The sequence below is a fragment of the Tsuneonella flava genome, assembly GCF_002870965.1.
In the GTDB taxonomy this organism is placed as follows: domain Bacteria; phylum Pseudomonadota; class Alphaproteobacteria; order Sphingomonadales; family Sphingomonadaceae; genus Tsuneonella; species Tsuneonella flava.
Genome location: NZ_PHSO01000007.1, coordinates 1 through 17,052, shown reverse-complemented (window position 1 = coordinate 17,052; position 17,052 = coordinate 1). Strand labels below are relative to the sequence as shown.

Genomic DNA, 17,052 nt, shown 5'->3' with positions numbered 1-17,052 from the left:
AGTAACCGGGGCGGACAGATAGAGCGGATTGCCCGACTAGGCCGCCAATTTACCCGAGAGTTATTCCTAATTTCTCGACCGCAAGCTGCTTTCCGTAGGCTTTGGCGAGCTCCCAGACAAACGTGATGCTATTATTTCCGACTTTCGCCGCGCCCGCCTTGGCTTGTTTCCAAACTTTTCCGTCCCGTATCGAGCCGAGAAACTCCTGACCGGCCCAAGTGAGGGTTTTGATGCGCCAGACACCGCCATTCAAGCGATTGACCTCAATGAAACCGGCATCTGCCAGCAGCTCTAGATGATATTCTAGGCGAGCAGACTCGGCGGCAGGTATCCCTTCGCCCGGATCGAGACCGAGGGCTTCGACATCGACGTCGCTGATTGTCTCGAACACGCGCTTTCCATCTTCGATCTCCAGCAGCAGGCTGCGGATGAGGTCCATGTCGCGAACGAATGGGGCGCCCATAGTTTTGTCCTTTCCAGTTGAAATGGATTTCTTCGTCCGTGCGCGTGTCGGCGCTGTTGCAGTATAGGCCGCGCCGCAGACACCTCAGTTTCCCAGCCAGCCGCCTATAGGCGATCGGGTAAACCTCGGGGTTAATGTCGGCGACGGCCCCTATTCCTGCCAGACGTCCCGAAACCCAGGAATCCTCCGCATGCGTTCCGGCCAGCGCTCAAACGCCTCACGCATCAGCTCGCTGAGATTCAATCGTTCCCATGACGCCTCAAATGTCACTGTTGTGACTGCTACTCTCGGCTCTGTGCCCAGCAACATGGGGCCGAGCGAAGCAACTTCCGTGGGAGATGACTCCTGGTGAAAATGCGCGATCAGTCCGTCTAGGTAGAAACGAAAAATGGGAATGGTTTTCCCGTGAGGCTGTCGCACATCGGCGATCTTGCGTTGTGCGATGGGAGCCATGTTATGGATCGCGCCGATCGTGGAAAGTTGTGTCAAACTTGCCGGGAAGAAATGCGCTGGCTCAGAATTTCCCTCTAGGATCATGCGCCGGAGCCGCCGCATGTTCGACGCGCTGATCCGGACTTCCGCGAACTCGTGCATGGTGCTGGCGGCTGCACGCCAAAGAACGCTGAGAAGAAAGAGCCTCAGGCGTCCGGTGTCTAACCCTTCGATTATGCGCACGCCGTGAGAAGAGTCGGGCAGCGGATGATGGTCAGCACTATCAAGAGAGGCGCCTCCACCCCATGATTTCCAGATAAGCTTGTGCTTGCGGAGCTCCTCGATCGCCCATGTGTCGAGGTCGGTTAGGATCTTCTCGCCCTTGGCGGTAACGAGTTCCGGGTCGTACCAGCTATCCCAGCGCTTTTTGGGGGCATAGTCGCGCCCAGACTGCGCAAACGGCAGGCCCTTGGTCGCCGGATAGGTCAAAGCCTTGGGGATAATGTGGGCTTTTACAAACGGCCCTTCATCGCCAGTGAGTTTGCACTTGCCCAAATTTCTTCCCTAATTGCTGCACCTAACGCCGACATAGCGGTCGTTCACAGGGGGGCAACGGCACACCTGATTCCTGCCGTACATTCATGGCCGGGAAATGGCCCGAACGAGGCCAATAGCGCGGGCTCAACCCTTTCTTCAGCGAGAGCCCTTCAGACCCTCGGCCTCGGGTGCTGCTAGACGGTAACCCACTCCAGGTTCGTTGATCAGGAGCCGAGGGCTGCTTGGATCGAGCTCCATCTTGCGGCGCAGAGAACGAACCGCGACGCGCAGATAGTCGAGGTCCCGCCGATGGGCGGGGCCCCAGACAGTCTCGAGCAAGGATTCATGCGTGACGACGCGCCCGGGTCGATCGGCGAGTGCCCAGAGAAGGTTGAACTCGCGCGGGGTAAGCTCGATGTGCTCGCCGCGCAGCACAACCCGGTGTGATTCCCGGTCGATCATGCCTTCATCAAATTCGCGCGTGTGAGCAGTGGCGAGTGGGCCGGCCTTGCGCCGCAGCGCCGAGCGGACGCGGGCGAGGAGTTCCTCGCTGTCGAAAGGTTTCGTCACGAAGTCGTCCGCTCCCAGATCGAGAGCGGCGACCTTCTCATCGGTCGCATCGCGCGCGGTCAGCACGATCACCGAAAGCCCTAACCCGGCCAGTTGGGGGACGATTTCGAGGCCGTCGCGATCGGGCAATCCGAGATCGAGCAACGCTACCAGAGGGGGCGGCTCGACGGCTGCGAGACGCAGTCCCTCCCCCGCGTTTGCCGCTTCTGCATGGGTGATCCCGCTACGATCGAGCGCGCTGACGAGAAGCCGGCGAATGGCCGGCTCGTCGTCGACGATCAGGACCTCCTTACGCATTCTCGCTTCGACCTTTCCCCGGTGCGGTGCCGCCCGCCGGCAGCGCGACGGCAAAGGTGGCCCCGCCGCCTTCCCGGTTGGCGGCGGAGATAGCGCCGCCAATCGCCTCGGTGAAGTTCTTGGCGATCCACAGGCCCAGACCGGAGCCGCCCACCCGGTCGCCGCCCTCGAGCCGGTGGAACCGGTCGAACAGCGCTTCCCGCTCTGCCGGAAGACCGGGGCCGCGGTCGAGCACCCGGCATGTCGCGGTGGCTTCGTTGCATTCGAGTTCGACGGTCACCTTGCTGTCCGGCGGCGAGAACTTGAGCGCGTTGTCGATCAGGTTGATCAGGACGTGCCGCAGCAGCACCGGGTCGGTCCTGACCAGCTGGCAATCGGCATCGATGGCTGTCTTCACCCGCGCGCCCGGGCAATCCTGCCGCAGATCGCGAAGCACCGCGTTGATCACATCGGTCAGATCGACGCTCTCCCACCGGGGCTCGATCGTGCCGTGTTCGATCCGCGAGGCTTCCAGCAGGTCGTTGAGGAAGCGCTGGAGGCGGCGGGACTCGCTGCGGGCGATCCGGACTTCCTCCGCGAAGGCACCTTCTGCCGGAACGGCCTCGGCCGCCGCGATGATCGCCGTGAGCGGCGTCCGAAGATCGTGCGCGATGCTGCCGAGCAGCGCCCCTCTCAGTCGGTCGCGCTCGCGCAAGGTATCGACCTGGCGCGCCTCGGCCTCGAGCACCAGCCGCTCATGTGCCAGCGCGGTCTGGTCGACGAGCGAGGCGAGAAGGGTGGCATCGTCGGGCCGGATCACGCGCTGCTGCGAGGCACGGGCGATGCCCAGCGCGCCCATCGTGCCGAGCGCGGTCTTGAGCGGATGAAACTGCCAGTCCGAGGCGTTGAGCGTGCCGGTGTCGCGACCGGTCGACTCTCCCTTCTCGAGCGCCCAGCGCGCGGCCGCCTCGTCCACCATGTCGAGCCGGGTATGGTTCGGATTGCCGCGCACGTTCACGCAATCACCCTCGAGTGCGACGATGATCGCCTCCACGTCGAGCAGACTGCCGATCTCGCGGCACGCCACTCGCGCCGTCTCCTCGTGGTCCGACAGTCCCCCCATAAGCCCCGCAAAACGGGCCAGGGCCGCGTTGAGCCGGGCGACGCCTGCACTCGTTTGTGCCTGGCGGCGCACGCGCCCGGCCAAGGCGCCGATCACACTCGCCACGACTGCCAGGACCATGAAGGTGACCACGTCCGCGGTGCTGTAGATGTCGAGCGTGTGGTACGGCTCGGTGAAGAAGAAGTTGTAGGCCAGCGCAGCCCAGATGGCCGACCAGATCGCCCCGCTCATGCGCAGCAGCGTGGCCGAGGCGATCACCGGCAACAGCAGCAGCAAGTCGACGGCGCTGGGCGATATCCACCCGCCAAGCGCCTGGATCAGCGCGACGGTGGCGCCGACGAGGATCAGCGCCAGCCCGGGGTCGCGGTAGGGATGCGGATCCAGCACCCGTTCCGGCTTTTCGTCGGCTTCGTCCAGCGGCACCACGTGAACCGCCACGCCGCGCGCCTTGCGGATCACGTCCTGCGCGATCGAGCCGTGGCGCCACTCGAACCACCGGCTGCGACGGCTCTTGCCGATCACGATCTGGCTCGCGCCGAGCTCCTCGGCCTGGTCCACCAGCGCCTGTCCCACGTCGGTCGCCGCGACGGTCATCAGCGATGCGCCGAGCGAGGACGCGAGCGCGAGATTGTCCGCGAGCTGTTCTCGCTGGCCGCCCCGTATTCCGCGCGCGCTGCCGCTCTCAACCACGACCGCCGTCCATGGGGCATGGACCATATCGGCGATGCGCTTGGCCTGGCGCACCACGCGCGCCCCGCCTTTGCCGGGGCTGACGGCAACCATGAGCCGGTCTCCGGCCGCGAGCGAGGTCTTCTCGCCGCCGATTTCGAGCCGGTCGGCGAGGCGGCGGTCAACGCTGCGCGCCGCAAAGCGCAATGCCATTTCGCGTAGGGCCGCGAGCTTGGTGGGGGTGAAGAAGTTCGCCAGCGCGCGGCCCGCCGTGTCGGGCAGGTAGACCTTCCCCGCCTCCAGCCGCTCGATCAGCGCTTCGGGCGGCAGGTCGACGACGATCAGCTCGGCCTTGTCGAGGATGCTGTCGGGCACCGTTTCGCGCACGCGTATGTGCGTGAACCCCGCAACGACGTCGTTGAGGCTCTCGATGTGCTGGATGTTGATCGTGGTGGCAACATCTATGCCGGCGACGAGCAATTCGGCGACGTCTTGCCAGCGCTTGGGATGGCGGCTGCCGGGGACGTTGGTATGCGCCAGTTCGTCGACCAGGATCAGTTGGGGGCGCCGCTCCAGCGCCGCATCGATGTCGAACTCCTCGAGACGATGCCCCTCGTATTCGACTGCATGGCGCGGCAGGACTTCGAGCGGCTCCAGCAGCGCGGCGGTTTCGCTGCGTCCGTGCGTCTCCGCAACGCCGACCACGACGTCCAGACCGTCCGCCAGCCGCCGCGCCGCGTCCTGCAGCATGCGATAGGTCTTGCCGACTCCGGGCGCAGCGCCGAGATAGACAGTCAGCCGACCGCGCTCCTCGCTTTGCGCCAGCTTGAGGAAGCGCTCCGCATCGCGATCGGGCTGACCATGGTTCATTGCACCCGTTCCTACTGGGCGAGGCGGTCGAGCGCCAGATTGAGCTGCAGCACGTTGACGATCGGCTCCGGCGCGAAGATCGATCCTGGCGCGAAAGCCGCATCCTGCACCAGATCCCGAACCCGCCCGACTGGCAGCCCTCGCGCTTCGGCAACGCGTTCGGCCTGGTAGAGCGCACCGGCGAGCGAGATGTGCGGATCGAGGCCGCCGCCCGACGCGGCCACCAGATCGGCCGGGATCGGATTGTCGGGCGTCGCGCCGTAGCGGGCGACGGTTTCAGCGGCGCGCGCGGCAAGGTCCTGGCTGGTGGGGGACAGGTTGCTCCCCGCCGCGCCCATTCCGTCGTAATCCGCCGCCGAGGGCCGCGGCCAGAAGTAGCCGGCCGAGGTGAAGTCCTGCGCCACGAGTTCGCTGCCCACGGCCCGGCCGTCCACCTCGATGATCGAGGCGTTGGCCCGGTATGGGGCGAACGTCTGCGCCAGGCCGTAGACGAGCGCCGCGTAGCCGACCACGCAGACCAGCATGGTCACGAGCCAGAGGCGGAGCGAAGGGAGAAGGTAGGTCATCGTGTCGGTTCCTTGTCTCGTGGCCATGTCAGCGCATCAGCGTCAGGTGTTCGGCTACGGGTCCGAGCGCGGCGGCGGGGAAGAAAGTCAGCGCGCCGAAGATGAGGATGGTGATGAAGAGCATGACGCCGAAGGTGCCGCCTTCCACGCTCAGCGTGCCCGCGCTTTCGGCACTGCGGCGCTTGGCCATCAGCGAGCCGACGATGGCGAGCGGGACGATGATCGGCAGGTAGCGGCCGATCAGCATGACCAGGCCGGTGGCGATGTTCCACGGCACGGTGTTGTCGCCCAATCCTTCGAAACCGGAGCCGTTGTTGGCGGCGGCCGAGCTGAACTCGTAGAGGATCTCCGAAAATCCGTGGGCCCCGGCATTGTTGAGCGTGCCTGCGCCCCAGGCGGTCGCCGCAAACAGCGCCGTGCCGCCGAGGATCAGCACCGGATGGCTGATCAGCGCCAGCACCGCGAGGCGCATCTCGCGCCCCTCCACCCTATGGCCGAGGTATTCCGGCGTGCGGCCCACCATCATGCCGGCCACGAACACGGCGACCATGATGTAGAGGAACATGTTGATCATGCCCACGCCCACGCCGCCGAACGTCTCGTTGAGCCACATGCCCGCCATCGGCACCAGACCGGTGAGCGGGTTGAGGCTGTCGTGCATCGCGCCGACCGAGCCGTTGCTGGTCGAGGTGGTCAGCACCGCCCACAGCGGGCCGGTCGTGGCGCCGAGGCGCAGTTCCTTCCCCTCCAGATTGCCGACATCCTGCGCCACCGGCAGGTCGGCGAAGGCCTGGGTAGGCGCCGTCTCGAAGCCGATCGCCGCGGTCATCTTGACCAGCAGCAGCACCGCCATGACGCCGAACACGACACCAGCGTGTTTGATGCGGCCGATCATCCGCCCGAACATCCACACGCAGGCCATCGGGATGATGATCAGCGAGACCATCTGGAAGCAATTGGTCCAGAAATCCGCGTTCTCCAGCGGATGGGTCGAGTTCGGGCCGAAGAAACCGCCGCCGTTGGTGCCGAGCTGCTTGATCGCGACGAAGGCCGCGGCCGGCCCGCGCGCGATGGTCTGCACCGCGCCTTCGAGCGTGGTGACCGTGGCCGCCCCGTCGAAGGTCATCGGAACGCCGCGCAGGGCGATGAAGCAGGCGACGATTATCGCCAGGGGGAGCAGGACGCAGAACGACGCCCGCTGGAGGTCGAGGAAGAAGTTGCCCATGCTGGCCTGCTCGCCGATGCCGCGCGCCAAGGCCGCTAGCGCCGCGATCCCGGTGGCGGCGGAGACGAATTGCAGCCACATCAGCCCGCCGAGCTGGGCGAGATAGCTCCAGGTGCTTTCGCCGGAATAGTGCTGTAGGTTGGTGTTGGTCGTGAAGCTGGAGGCGGTGTTGAACACCAGGTCCAGGCTCGCCGGACCCTGCCCGTCGGGATTGAGCGGCAGCGCGTGCTGGAGCGCCAGCATCGCGAAGACGAACACGAACATCAGCGCGTTGAAGGCGATCAGCGCGAGCGAGTACTGCTTCCAGTCCTGCGCCGGAGCGCCGCCGACCGCGCGGGTGAAGATGCCGTCCGCGGCGGCGAAGCGACCGGAAAACAGGGCGGCCATGTACTTGCCGAGCGGCCAGGCCAGCAACGCGGTGCCGCCGACGATGAGGATGACTGTCAGGATGGCTGTGAACATGATGGATCCTTTCGCCGCTTAAGCGAGGCCGAGGGCGGCCACGGCGATGTCGATGAGCTTGATGCCGATGAAGGGGGCGATCACGCCGCCGGCGCCGTAAATGGCGAGGTTGCGCAGCAGCTGGCTCGCGGCCGGCATCGGGCGGTATCGCACACCCTGGAGCGCCAGCGGCACCAGCAGCGGGATGATGATCGCATTGAAGATGATCGCCGAGAGGATCGCGCTCGACGGGCTCGACAGCCCCATAACGTTGAGCGCACCCAGCGCCGGATAGAGCACCACCAGGATCGCCGGCAGGATGGCGAAATACTTCGCTACGTCGTTGGCGATGGAGAAGGTGGTGAGGCTGCCGCGCGTCATCAGCAGCTGCTTGCCGATGCCCACGACCTCGATCAGCTTGGTCGGATCGCTGTCGAGATCGACCATGTTGCCAGCCTCGCGCGCGGCCTGCGTGCCGGTGTTCATCGCCACGCCGACGTCGGACTGGGCGAGAGCGGGGGCATCGTTGGTGCCGTCGCCGCACATGGCGACGAGCTTGCCCTCGGCCTGTTCCTTGCGGATGTAGGCGAGCTTGTCCTCGGGAGTCGCCTCGGCGAGGAAGTCGTCGACCCCCGCCTCGGCGGCGATGGCGGCGGCCGTCAGGGGGTTGTCACCGGTGATCATCACCGTGCGGATGCCCATGCGCCGCAGTTCCACGAAGCGCTCGCGGATGCCGGCCTTGATCACGTCCTTGAGGTGGATCGCGCCGAGCAGCCGGTCGTTCTCGACCACTGCCAGCGGGGTGCCGCCGGCCTGCGCGATCCTGTCTGTGATCCTGCGCAGGTCGGCGACCGCGGCCTCGGGGTGGGCGCCGAGTTTGAGTACCGCATCGACCGCACCCTTGCGGATGATCCTCTCCGGAAGGTCGATCCCGCTGACTCTCGTCTGTGCCGAGAACGGCACGGGTTCTGCATTGGCCGGCAGGTCCTCGCCGCCGCCAGCCAGCGCGACGATGGAGCGTCCCTCGGGGGTGGTATCGGCGAGGCTGGAAAGGCGTGCCGCCGCGACCAGGTCAGCTTCGGCCACGCCGGGCAGCGGGACGAACTCGCTCGCCTGCCGGTCGCCAATGGTGATGGTCCCGGTCTTGTCGAGCAGCAGCGTGCCGATATCGCCCGCCGCCTCGACCGCGCGGCCCGACTTGGCGAGCACGTTGAAGCGGATCAGGCGGTCCATCCCGGCGATGCCGATGGCCGAGAGCAGGCCGGAAATGGTGGTGGGGATCAGTGCCACGAACAGCGCGATCAGCACCGGCACCGCGATCGAACCGCCAGCATAGGCGGCGAAAGCGGGGAGGGTGCCGACGGCGACGAGGAAGATCAGGGTGAGCCCGGTGAGCAGGATCGTCAGCGCGATCTCGTTGGGCGTCTTCTGCCGGCTGGCGCCTTCGACGAGCGCGATCATCCGGTCGAGGAAGCCGCTGCCGGGCTCGGCCGTGACTTTCACCCGGATCTCGTCGGAGATGACGGTGGTGCCCGCCGTCACCGCCGAGCGATCGCCGCCGGCCTCGCGAATGACCGGCGCGCTCTCGCCGGTGATCGCCGCCTCGTTGACCGAGGCGACGCCGGCAACGACCTCGCCGTCGGCCGGGATCTGCTGGCCCTCGCAGACAAGCACCAGATCGCCGAAGCGTAGCTGCGTCGCGGGGATCTGCTCGGTCGCGCCGTTCCTGCCGATGCGCAGCGCGACGAGCTGGTCCTTGGTCTGGCGGAGCGACTGCGCCTGGGCCTTGCCGCGGCCTTCGGCCAGCGCCTCGGCGAAGTTGCCGAACAGGACGGTAAGCCAGAGCCAGAACACCAGCTGCCCCTCGAACAGCGGGTCGCCGGTGCCGGCGGAGAGGTTGCGCACGAGAATGACCGTCGCGACTGTGGCGACCACGGCCGTGGTGAACATCACCGGGTTGCGCACCATCGTGCGCGGATCGAGCTTGAACACGGCATCGCGCATCGCCGGAACGACGAGCGCGCGCTCGAACAGCGAAGCGCTCTGCATCAGAAGCGCTCCGGCTTGATCAGCACCGCCGTGAGATAGCCCAGCAGGCCGAGCGCGACGAGGCCGGCAAGGACGAGGTCGAAAGTCATGGAAAGGCTCCTTTCAGTCGGAGCCCCTCATGCCCGCAGGCCGCGTGAAATTTCGCCGGGCGCTGGGGCGATCGCGCGTTAAACTTGCGTGAAAATCATCTGATGTAGCCGGCGTGGCCGGCCCTTGACGGCGCCAAAGACCGGCAAGGGGTCAGATCTCAGTTCGCTCTGACAAAGTCAGAGCGTCATCGACATCGACTCCCAAATATCTGACGGTATTTTCGATGTTGGTATGGCCGAGTAGGATCTGGACGGCTCGCAGGTTCCCGGTGGCCTTGTAGATCAGCGAAGCCTTCGTCCGTCGCATGGAGTGCGTACCATACTCCCGCTTGTCGAGGCCGACCGTCGCCACCCATTCGTCGACGAGGCGGGCATATTGCCGGGTACTCAAGTGACCGAGATAATCGATCCTGCTTGGAAATACGAAGTCGCGGATGGTTCCGCCGCGCCGGTCAAGCCATGCTGTCAGGCTCTTGCGCGCTTCTGGCATGATCTCGAATTGCACAGGCCGGCCGGTCTTCTGCTGGATGATCGTCGCGCGGTCACGAAATGAACCTGCGCTCATCAGGTCGCCTATCCTGATCTTGACCAGATCGCAGCCACGCAACTTGCTGTCTATCGCCAGGTCGAATAGCGCTCGGTCGCGCAGACGCTTGTTTTCGTCGAGATAAAAGCGGATTGCCCAGATATCGCGCAGTTTCAGCGGGCGCTTCTGCCCCACGTTCTGTCCGGCATTCCAAGGGTGCCGCTCGTGGACGGCGGGGTCTAGGTCTGAATGTCCCATGATAGTTCTCCGATGGCCGGAATAGGCCGATCCGAGTTTGCCGGACGCAGACGCTGCACGCCGCCGCACTCGCCAACATAGCCGTCGTTCAGCCGTTCAAATTGGCTTCTCGAAAGCTTCCGTTTGTTCATCAAGCTCTCATGGTGGACCGACTGACCAGATCTGGGGACAAAGCCATCGTTGCCCACGCCCCTATTCAATGCGCAACTTGCGCTGCATCAGGCCGAAGGAATCTTCAATCTCGTCTTCGTCCATCCACGTCCGCTTTTCGGCTCGACCAAGATGCAGCAGCGAGATCGTGAAATCGTAGTGGTCGGAGACGAGGGCGATTTCCCCGCATGGCTCGGCAAACCATACGTCTGCGCCATGCTCGATTGCGCCCTTGCTATTCAGAGGATCGGAGCGCGCGGCGAGGGACAGAGCGGGCACCGCAATCGGTGGGCGGCCAACCGTCTTGAAATATGCACCGGTCTTGAGCGCGCGATCACTCGATCTTGCCCAAAGAATATAGCCGTCTCGCGAAACGACGAGCACGGACCGGCGCTCGGTGAATTGAAGCCAACATAACGTCGCCGCTATCAGCGAAACGTCGTATCTCGCAGCGCAAGCGCCGATCTCATCAAGGGTGGGTTTCGCTTTTGGGTCGATTTGTCTGCGGAAATCATCGAGAGGCATAAGCACGCCGACGGCAAATGCGTTAGCCTGTTGCTCGATCTGTGCGTATTCGCTGTCCCAGCGCACCATGTCCTGGTCGCCGCATTCCATCCCATCGGGATATGCAAGGCGGTGAAGCAGGTAGTGACCGAACTCATGTCCCAGCGTGAAATTGATCCGGCCTGGCGACCTGATCGCATCGTTGTAAACGATCCCCCAACCTTTCTTCGCCGATGGGGCGCGGTAGAGCGCGCCATCGAACCCCGGCAAGGACGCACCCTTCACCAGCGTGATCGGGTCGTCAGGGAAACGCTGCTTTGAATATTCCTTGGCGAGCTGTGGAATATTGACCGGAAAACGCTCCGGTGCATCGCCGTACACTGCATTGAGCATTGTCGTGATGGAGTTTGCCCAGCGTTGCGGCGACCAGCTCTTGGTCATGTATCCTCATCCCAAAGCTTTATGATCTGACGCACTTTTGCCTTCGTCGCGGAATCCATCTTTCGATATTGGCGATAAAAACGCGCATCGGCCGCATCTTCCTGCGAGAGTTCATCACCTTCGTCGAGTAAAAACTCGATTGTCGTTTCAAGTTGTTCGGCAATTTTTGCGAGTTTTTCCGCAGACGGCCTTGGAGGGTTCTTGTTTTCCAGCTCCCATATATAGCTTTTGCTCGACCCCGTTAAATCGGCGAGCTTGTCCAGCGTCAATCCCTTCTCTTTGCGCAACTTACGAATCTTTTCCCCAAGGGTATTTGCCAAAACCGCTTCTCCCGCCTTGCCGTGTTCGGTGTAGAGGTATTTTATAGGCTTGACTGCCGAATAGCAACTGTGCAAGCATGTTCGGAGTAGAGGTATAAAGTGTGCCTCGCGAGCTTTACGGAGCACAACTCATGGGCACAGGGCCGAAGTCCCACCACGTCGTACCGAATCCAAACGGCGGATGGGACGTGAAACGGGGTGGAGCAGGACGCGCGAGCGTACATGCGGACACCAAGCGGGAAGCTATTGATCGGGGTCGCGAGATCAGCCGCAATCAGGGCACCGAATTCCGCATCCACAATAAGGATGGCCGCATCGCCAGCAGCGACAGCCATGGCAACGATCCCAATCCGCCAAAGGGCTGATTGCGGTCAACAATGAAAGCGCAGCCTGTGATGCTGCGGAGAGTGAGGTAGAATGGCCTGGAATCAGGAACGTGCAGCACTACGCATCCAGCGGTTCAAAGAGACCGTTCCGCAAGGTGAAATTGTCGTCGAGGATTTTGCCCGGTATCTGCGTGAAAGGCGAGTTCTTAAGGCGAGCGGCGGACTCACTGACGATAAGCTCGCAATTCTTCGTGTACCCCGCAACCGCGCCATCACAACGCACGGTGCGCATATCTATGCGAACCTCATCGATTTCAACGGTGTCCTTGAAGACGCTGGCGTTGAGACCGAAGCGAGCCATCGGCGCGCTTTAGAATTCCTGCATACACACTACAGTGCCTGCGACAGCCTTATCGACGAGTTTGAAATCCAGCGCGTCGATTTCCACGGCTCACGTCTCCATGCTGTCGTGCTAACCCCCGAAGGGCGAGAGAACGAACCGGAGCGCATTCGCAAGGCAATCTCGTTTGCAGCGGCATTTCGCCAGATGGTCGAGCGCCTCGGCAACGATTTCCCCGATTTTCATACGGCGATGCGGGTCGGTATAGACAGCGGTCCGGCAGTGGCAATCGATAGCGGCAAGCGTGACGAGCCCGACCCCCTTTTCATCGGTAGCCCTGCAAACCATGCGGCCAAGCTCGCTGACGGAGACAAAGAAGGCATCTTTCTCAGCAATCGTGTGCAGCACGCGAGAGACCAGAACGCGCCAACTTCCTTCACCGCTCTGGCTAAGGCCGTGGAAACAGGGTTTCTGCAAGAGGGCGTCAGTGCCCGAGGTCAGACATTCGATGCCGACACGCGTCTGGCGAAAGCCTATATTGATTTTGAAGCTCAGATGAAGCGCCGCGAATATCCCGAGCAGGCTTCAGATGCAGCCTTCCGCTTTCACCATAAGGAACCGCCGCTCAAGGACATCGTGTTTGCCGAGCATCCCCCCAGCAACGCGATACGCATGCCACTGGCTTCGATATTCGCAGACATCGACGGTTTCACTGCCTATGTGGATCACGCCATCCAGACCGGAAATGTAGCTGAAGCCGTTGCCAATCTGCATGTGCTCCGCGCCGAGATGGCTGCTGTGCTGCGGGAAGATTTTGGGGGGCGCAAAGTACGCTTCGTTGGCGATTGTGTGCACGGACTTCTCGCAGAGGGAAATTCTCGCGAGACCAACGAGATGGATTCCATCCGTGCCTCAGTGAACGCGGCAGGTGGTATTCGTTCCTCCTTCGATCTTTGCAAGATGGCCTTGCCGGGTATCGCGGGCCTCGGCCTTGCCATTGGCATCGACTTCGGCCCGACACCAATCTGCCGCATCGGGCTTCGCGGTGCGGCCAGCGTCAGGACTGCGACAAGCCGCGCCACCTGCGTTTCGGAGAATGAACAGCGCCGGTGCACAGGAACGGAAACCGCGATAGGCGAGAAAGCCTATGCGGTTGCGCCTGCCGTCGTTCGGCAAATCTTTGGGAGTGAGCGCGTCATTTCCAACATGGATTATGATGCGTCGGCAATGCTTCTGGGAACAATGGCATCGCCTTACGTTTCGTCTGTGCAGGCGGAGCCGATGCGCGCGCACGCACCCGAGCCAATGAGGGCACATGCGAAGCTGTGAGCGGCCATGCCATCCCGTCATTTAGAAGGCAAACGCCCCGCCTGGTTTTCGATAGAAACATCGTCGTCGCTGATTCTTGTAGGCACAGCGTATGTGCCCGGCACTCTCTGGTCGGGCTCCGGCATCAAATTGCACATACAGGGATATTCGACGCTCAGCGTTAGGGAAGAATCTCCCGGCACAAAATTCCCGGCCCGTTGTCCCGAACGCCACATACAACGCGATCAGACCTTTTGTCTGGGCCTGCATATTCTCGAAGTGGTATCGGACGAGACGGCCATTCAATGGTGGGAGCAACTAAGACAGTACCTTTGCTGCCAGTCGATTGCCGAAAAGACAGGTATCTGGCCGCCAGCGCACGCGCTCGACCATGGCGGTGCAGGCGAATGGCACGAAAAGGCGCTCATTGCGGCACGCGAGCTTGGCTTTGAAGAGGAATACGCCGCCGCCTATCTGGGCGAGCCCTCATGGATCACCGATCCCAATCTTCGTTTTTTCGACAAGAAGGGCAACCCGATCAACGGTCGGGCACCATGCCCAAGAGGGTGCAAGCACAAAAGTCGTCGCAAGTGGCCAATTGTGCGCAAGGACTGCAAGAAGCGGACGCTAATGCTGGAACTTGTCTCTTGTGAGCAGAAGAGGAAGTTTCATCTTGAAAAATACTGGCAGGATGCCCGCGCTTTGGGCGAAACTTGTTGCGGTAAAATGAAGTCGTGCGGATTACGCTGAAAGTATTGGAGGATACTATGGGCGCATTGCTGGATAGATTTAGTGGAGACGAAAACAAAGGCAGGCTCATAGAAGCGGTTTGCAGCCAGGATTTGGTCGCGAATGACAAGGACCTTGCCGAACAGATCGTTGCCGCTGGGGTGTTGCAGGAAATTGCCGATGGCGATGTCATCATCAAGCAAGGCGACTGGGACGACGACCTGTTTCTCATTCTTGCCGGAAAGATGCAGATCACCATTAACGGACGTCCGCAGGCGGTACGCGAGGCTGGCACGCATGTAGGGGAGCTTACCGGTACATCCCCGGCGCGGCCTCGCACGGCTACCGTTTCGGCGATCGGCGAGGCGCTAGTACTTCGCCTCAAGCACACTGCGCTGGATGAGATTACGCGCGATAGCCCTGCCTATTTGAAGCGGATGCTTGATGTGGTCGCAGGACGGCTTGACGAGCGAAACAAGGGCATTGGGCAAACAAATGACAATCCCAGAATTTTCGTGATTTCGTCATCTGAGAAGATCGGTGTCGCGAATGAAATCGTGCGGAATCTCGATTCCAAGGAAATTGCAGTTCAACTGTGGGATAAAGGGACATTCGGCATTTCCGATTATCCCATAAGCTCGCTGATGGACGCGATTGAATCGTCCGACTTCACGATTGCCGTTGTCGGGGCGGATGACACCCTCACCATGCGAGGCGAAACCCATCAAGTTGCTCGCGACAATGTCCATCTTGAATTTGGGATTTCTCTCGGCGTGCTGGGGCGTCGGCGATCAATGCTTCTGGTTTGCGCAGATGACGGCGTTCGTTTGCCGAGCGATGCAGCAGGTTTGACCACGTTGCGATATCGGACCGGTTCCGACGATGAAATGAAGCGCACGGTGCGCAACGCCTGCATCGAAGCGAAGGAGCATATTGAAAAGGAAGGCGTGTTCACCGACAGGCGCGCCCGCTGATTGCTTGATATGAGGTCCGAATGTCTTCTTTCGTCGATACGTTGAGCGATTCCGTCGATGACATTTTTTCCGTCGCCTGGGATGAGCGCGAGGGTCGGACCGTGCCGGATTCCGACAGCGTGACGCTCCGCAACGGTGCCGTGAAGCTCGATGCTGTGTTCCTCTACGCGGATTTGGCTGGATCGTCTCGCCTTGCCCGCGTTTGCCAATGGCAAACGACGGCGAAGATTATCCGGGCCTATCTTGACGTTGCCACCCGCCTCATCAGGGCCTGGGGCGGAGAAATTCGCAGCTTCGACGGTGATCGCGTGATGGGGGTCTTTATTGGAGACACGCCAAACAGCAACGCTGCGAACTGCGCAAGAGAGATAGACTACGTCGTTGAAAAGATCATCGCGCCGAAAGCACGGGAAAAATTTAAATCTGTGCGCGACAACGACTTGCAAATCACCCACTGCGTAGGGATCGACGTGGGTGTGGCCCGCGCCGTTCGCGCTGGCATCAGAAATAATAACGATCTCATTTGGATAGGAAAGGCACCGGCATTCTCGGCCAAGCTTTCCGATGTGCGAAACTATCCCTGGTGCGTCTATATTTCTTCGCGTTCCTATAAGAAACTCTCGGATAGCGCCAAATACGATGGCGACGGCAAAGATATGTGGGTCGGTGTCGAACGCACAGTCGGCGACGTTAAAGAAACTGTCTACAAAACCAAGGTGATCAGAAAGCCTTGATGTCCGTGGCTGCCGGACTTTTCCTGCGTTGCGAATTCCCCGTTTAACTCTCAATACCTGCCGATGACTTATTGCCACGCCCTTGTGGGCCGGGCTCTCGTGAACCGCGCCAACCCTTGGCTGTCACGGTCGGTCGAGTGTCCGGACCGTCACTACATTCCCTTCAACGGCGCCAATCACCGAATGAACGAACGGCAAGTCCGGCCAGATAGACAAAGAAACCGGCCTTTCCAGATCGTCCAACGACCACGTCACTCCGGTTCACCCTGACGATAGTGACCAACGATTGGTTCCGACGGTCAGATTCTTCATCATGAATAGCGGCCAGGTCGGCGGTCATAGGCATTGAAAGCAGAACCTTATAGCTCAAGGTCCCCTCACGAACCATTCGCCTGGCGCATTTCACAATATCCCCTTCGTGGCGAAGACCGGGAAGGGAAGGGACCATCAAGGATGGTTGCGGGCATCACGCTGATCCCTTGACCTGATCCAGCTTCGGCTTCGTTCGCGCCGCCTGTTGCGGTCCGTGAGTCGGAGCCTCGTTCATGACCCCCACCAAGCTGCTTGTCGGCCAGATTTTCGCCGTTTTTGCTATCGTCATTCTGGGCGTGTGGGCTGCAACCCAATGGGCGGCTGCCATGCTTGGCTATCAGGCCCAGCTTGGTCAGCCGTGGGTGATGGCATTCGGGTATCCGGTCTATCGGCCGTGGCAGCTCTTTGCATGGTGGTATCACTATGAGGCCTATGCGCCGGAGGTTTTCGACAAAGCAGGCATGCTGGCCGGAGCCAGCGGCTTCCTTGGTTGCGCTTCGGCGATTGCCGGTTCGCTCTGGCGGGCCCGGCAGAACCGGCATGTCACCACCTATGGTTCTTCACGCTGGGCGTCGCGCAGCGAGATCGGCAAGGCCGGGCTCTTCCGTGATGCGGGTGTGTTTCTTGGCCGCTATCGAGGCGATTATCTGCGCCATGATGGTCCGGAACATGTCATGGCCTTCGCGCCGACCCGGTCGGGCAAGGGCGTCGGACTGGTGGTGCCATCGCTGCTGTCATGGACCGGCAGCACCGTAGTTCACGACATCAAGGGCGAGAACTGGCAGCTAACCGCCGGATGGCGCTCGCGCTTTTCGCATTG

18 protein-coding genes are annotated in these 17,052 nt (G+C 61.9%); 6 read left to right on the top strand and 12 right to left on the bottom strand.

What is annotated here, in order from left to right; genetic code table 11:
• Positions 1–49: 49 nt before the first annotated feature.
• The 11 genes from CV013_RS12270 to CV013_RS12220 all read right to left on the bottom strand — a co-directional run bounded on the left by CV013_RS12270 (position 50) and on the right by CV013_RS12220 (position 11,509).
• Positions 50–463: a DUF2513 domain-containing protein gene (locus tag CV013_RS12270; RefSeq protein WP_102155996.1), complete on the bottom strand. Its 414-nt coding sequence runs from the start codon at positions 461–463 to the stop codon at positions 50–52.
• Positions 464–613: 150 nt separating this feature from the next.
• A complete protein-coding gene (locus tag CV013_RS12265) occupies positions 614–1,450 on the bottom strand; it encodes a hypothetical protein (protein ID WP_102155995.1) in 837 nt (278 codons plus the stop codon).
• Between the two features lie 138 nt (positions 1,451–1,588).
• Positions 1,589–2,299: a response regulator transcription factor gene (locus tag CV013_RS12260; RefSeq protein ID WP_102155994.1), complete on the bottom strand. Its 711-nt coding sequence runs from the start codon at positions 2,297–2,299 to the stop codon at positions 1,589–1,591.
• On the bottom strand, positions 2,292–4,940 hold the full coding sequence (locus CV013_RS12255; protein ID WP_102155993.1) for a sensor histidine kinase: 2,649 nt from the start codon (positions 4,938–4,940) through the stop codon (positions 2,292–2,294). Before CV013_RS12255 ends, CV013_RS12260 begins: the two co-directional genes overlap by 8 nt.
• 11 nt (positions 4,941–4,951) lie before the next feature.
• A complete protein-coding gene (gene kdpC, locus CV013_RS12250; RefSeq protein ID WP_102156230.1) occupies positions 4,952–5,506 on the bottom strand; it encodes a potassium-transporting ATPase subunit KdpC in 555 nt (184 codons plus the stop codon).
• A 28-nt stretch (positions 5,507–5,534) separates the two neighbouring features.
• Positions 5,535–7,193: a potassium-transporting ATPase subunit KdpA gene (gene kdpA, locus CV013_RS12245; protein WP_190276531.1), complete on the bottom strand. Its 1,659-nt coding sequence runs from the start codon at positions 7,191–7,193 to the stop codon at positions 5,535–5,537.
• Positions 7,194–7,211: 18 nt separating this feature from the next.
• Entirely contained in the window at positions 7,212–9,221 is a 2,010-nt protein-coding gene (kdpB, locus tag CV013_RS12240) for a potassium-transporting ATPase subunit KdpB (protein WP_102155992.1), read from the bottom strand.
• Positions 9,221–9,310: a K(+)-transporting ATPase subunit F gene (gene kdpF / locus CV013_RS12235; protein ID WP_102155991.1), complete on the bottom strand. Its 90-nt coding sequence runs from the start codon at positions 9,308–9,310 to the stop codon at positions 9,221–9,223. Before kdpF ends, kdpB begins: the two co-directional genes overlap by 1 nt.
• Positions 9,311–9,461: 151 nt before the next feature.
• Complete coding sequence (locus CV013_RS12230) at positions 9,462–10,094, bottom strand: tyrosine-type recombinase/integrase (RefSeq protein ID WP_102155990.1); 633 nt, start codon at positions 10,092–10,094, stop codon at positions 9,462–9,464.
• Between the two features lie 192 nt (positions 10,095–10,286).
• Positions 10,287–11,189, bottom strand: coding sequence for an ImmA/IrrE family metallo-endopeptidase (locus CV013_RS12225; RefSeq protein ID WP_102155989.1), 903 nt, complete (start codon positions 11,187–11,189; stop codon positions 10,287–10,289).
• The gene (locus CV013_RS12220; RefSeq protein WP_102155988.1) at positions 11,186–11,509 is read right to left on the bottom strand and encodes a helix-turn-helix domain-containing protein; all 324 of its coding nucleotides are present in this window, start codon (positions 11,507–11,509) and stop codon (positions 11,186–11,188) included. The genes CV013_RS12225 and CV013_RS12220 overlap by 4 nt, the downstream gene beginning before the upstream one ends.
• Before the next feature lie 131 nt (positions 11,510–11,640).
• Here CV013_RS12220 and CV013_RS12215 point away from each other — a divergent pair, with 131 nt between their 5' ends.
• From CV013_RS12215 to CV013_RS12195, 5 genes are read left to right on the top strand one after another with little or no spacing between them, the layout of a single operon-like run.
• Positions 11,641–11,874 carry a DUF2188 domain-containing protein gene (locus tag CV013_RS12215; RefSeq protein WP_102155987.1) on the top strand — a complete coding sequence of 78 codons (234 nt, stop codon included), beginning with the start codon at positions 11,641–11,643 and terminating at the stop codon, positions 11,872–11,874.
• A gap of 52 nt (positions 11,875–11,926) precedes the next feature.
• A complete protein-coding gene (locus tag CV013_RS12210) occupies positions 11,927–13,504 on the top strand; it encodes an adenylate/guanylate cyclase domain-containing protein (RefSeq protein ID WP_102155986.1) in 1,578 nt (525 codons plus the stop codon).
• 6 nt (positions 13,505–13,510) lie between these two features.
• Positions 13,511–14,233, top strand: a complete 723-nt coding sequence (locus CV013_RS12205; RefSeq protein ID WP_123639961.1) for an E2 domain-containing protein — start codon at positions 13,511–13,513, stop codon at positions 14,231–14,233.
• A gap of 17 nt (positions 14,234–14,250) precedes the next feature.
• Positions 14,251–15,186 carry a TIR domain-containing protein gene (locus CV013_RS12200; protein WP_102155984.1) on the top strand — a complete coding sequence of 312 codons (936 nt, stop codon included), beginning with the start codon at positions 14,251–14,253 and terminating at the stop codon, positions 15,184–15,186.
• A gap of 20 nt (positions 15,187–15,206) precedes the next feature.
• Positions 15,207–15,920 (top strand): adenylate/guanylate cyclase domain-containing protein, encoded by a 714-nt coding sequence (locus tag CV013_RS12195; protein WP_102155983.1) that lies wholly within the window; start codon positions 15,207–15,209, stop codon positions 15,918–15,920.
• Positions 15,921–16,083: 163 nt separating this feature from the next.
• On the opposite strand, the gene CV013_RS15730 is transcribed toward CV013_RS12195, so the two are convergent.
• Positions 16,084–16,260 carry a hypothetical protein gene (locus CV013_RS15730; protein WP_198591873.1) on the bottom strand — a complete coding sequence of 59 codons (177 nt, stop codon included), beginning with the start codon at positions 16,258–16,260 and terminating at the stop codon, positions 16,084–16,086.
• Positions 16,261–16,465: 205 nt separating this feature from the next.
• Here CV013_RS15730 and CV013_RS12185 point away from each other — a divergent pair.
• Positions 16,466–17,052: type IV secretory system conjugative DNA transfer family protein (locus CV013_RS12185; RefSeq protein ID WP_198591872.1), on the top strand; the 587-nt coding region annotated here is incomplete at its 3' end.

Coding starts and splice junctions, on each gene's coding strand:
- CV013_RS12270 (WP_102155996.1), bottom strand. CDS start 463: ATGGGCGCCCCATTCGTTCGCGACATGGACCTCATCCGCAGCCTGCTG.
- CV013_RS12260 (WP_102155994.1), bottom strand. CDS start 2,299: ATGCGTAAGGAGGTCCTGATCGTCGACGACGAGCCGGCCATTCGCCGG.
- CV013_RS12255 (WP_102155993.1), bottom strand. CDS start 4,940: ATGAACCATGGTCAGCCCGATCGCGATGCGGAGCGCTTCCTCAAGCTG.
- kdpC (WP_102156230.1), bottom strand. CDS start 5,506: ATGACCTACCTTCTCCCTTCGCTCCGCCTCTGGCTCGTGACCATGCTG.
- kdpA (WP_190276531.1), bottom strand. CDS start 7,193: ATGTTCACAGCCATCCTGACAGTCATCCTCATCGTCGGCGGCACCGCG.
- kdpB (WP_102155992.1), bottom strand. CDS start 9,221: ATGCAGAGCGCTTCGCTGTTCGAGCGCGCGCTCGTCGTTCCGGCGATG.
- kdpF (WP_102155991.1), bottom strand. CDS start 9,310: ATGACTTTCGACCTCGTCCTTGCCGGCCTCGTCGCGCTCGGCCTGCTG.
- CV013_RS12230 (WP_102155990.1), bottom strand. CDS start 10,094: ATGGGACATTCAGACCTAGACCCCGCCGTCCACGAGCGGCACCCTTGG.
- CV013_RS12225 (WP_102155989.1), bottom strand. CDS start 11,189: ATGACCAAGAGCTGGTCGCCGCAACGCTGGGCAAACTCCATCACGACA.
- CV013_RS12215 (WP_102155987.1), top strand. CDS start 11,641: ATGGGCACAGGGCCGAAGTCCCACCACGTCGTACCGAATCCAAACGGC.
- CV013_RS12210 (WP_102155986.1), top strand. CDS start 11,927: ATGGCCTGGAATCAGGAACGTGCAGCACTACGCATCCAGCGGTTCAAA.
- CV013_RS12205 (WP_123639961.1), top strand. CDS start 13,511: ATGCCATCCCGTCATTTAGAAGGCAAACGCCCCGCCTGGTTTTCGATA.
- CV013_RS12200 (WP_102155984.1), top strand. CDS start 14,251: ATGGGCGCATTGCTGGATAGATTTAGTGGAGACGAAAACAAAGGCAGG.
- CV013_RS12195 (WP_102155983.1), top strand. CDS start 15,207: ATGTCTTCTTTCGTCGATACGTTGAGCGATTCCGTCGATGACATTTTT.
- CV013_RS15730 (WP_198591873.1), bottom strand. CDS start 16,260: ATGACCGCCGACCTGGCCGCTATTCATGATGAAGAATCTGACCGTCGG.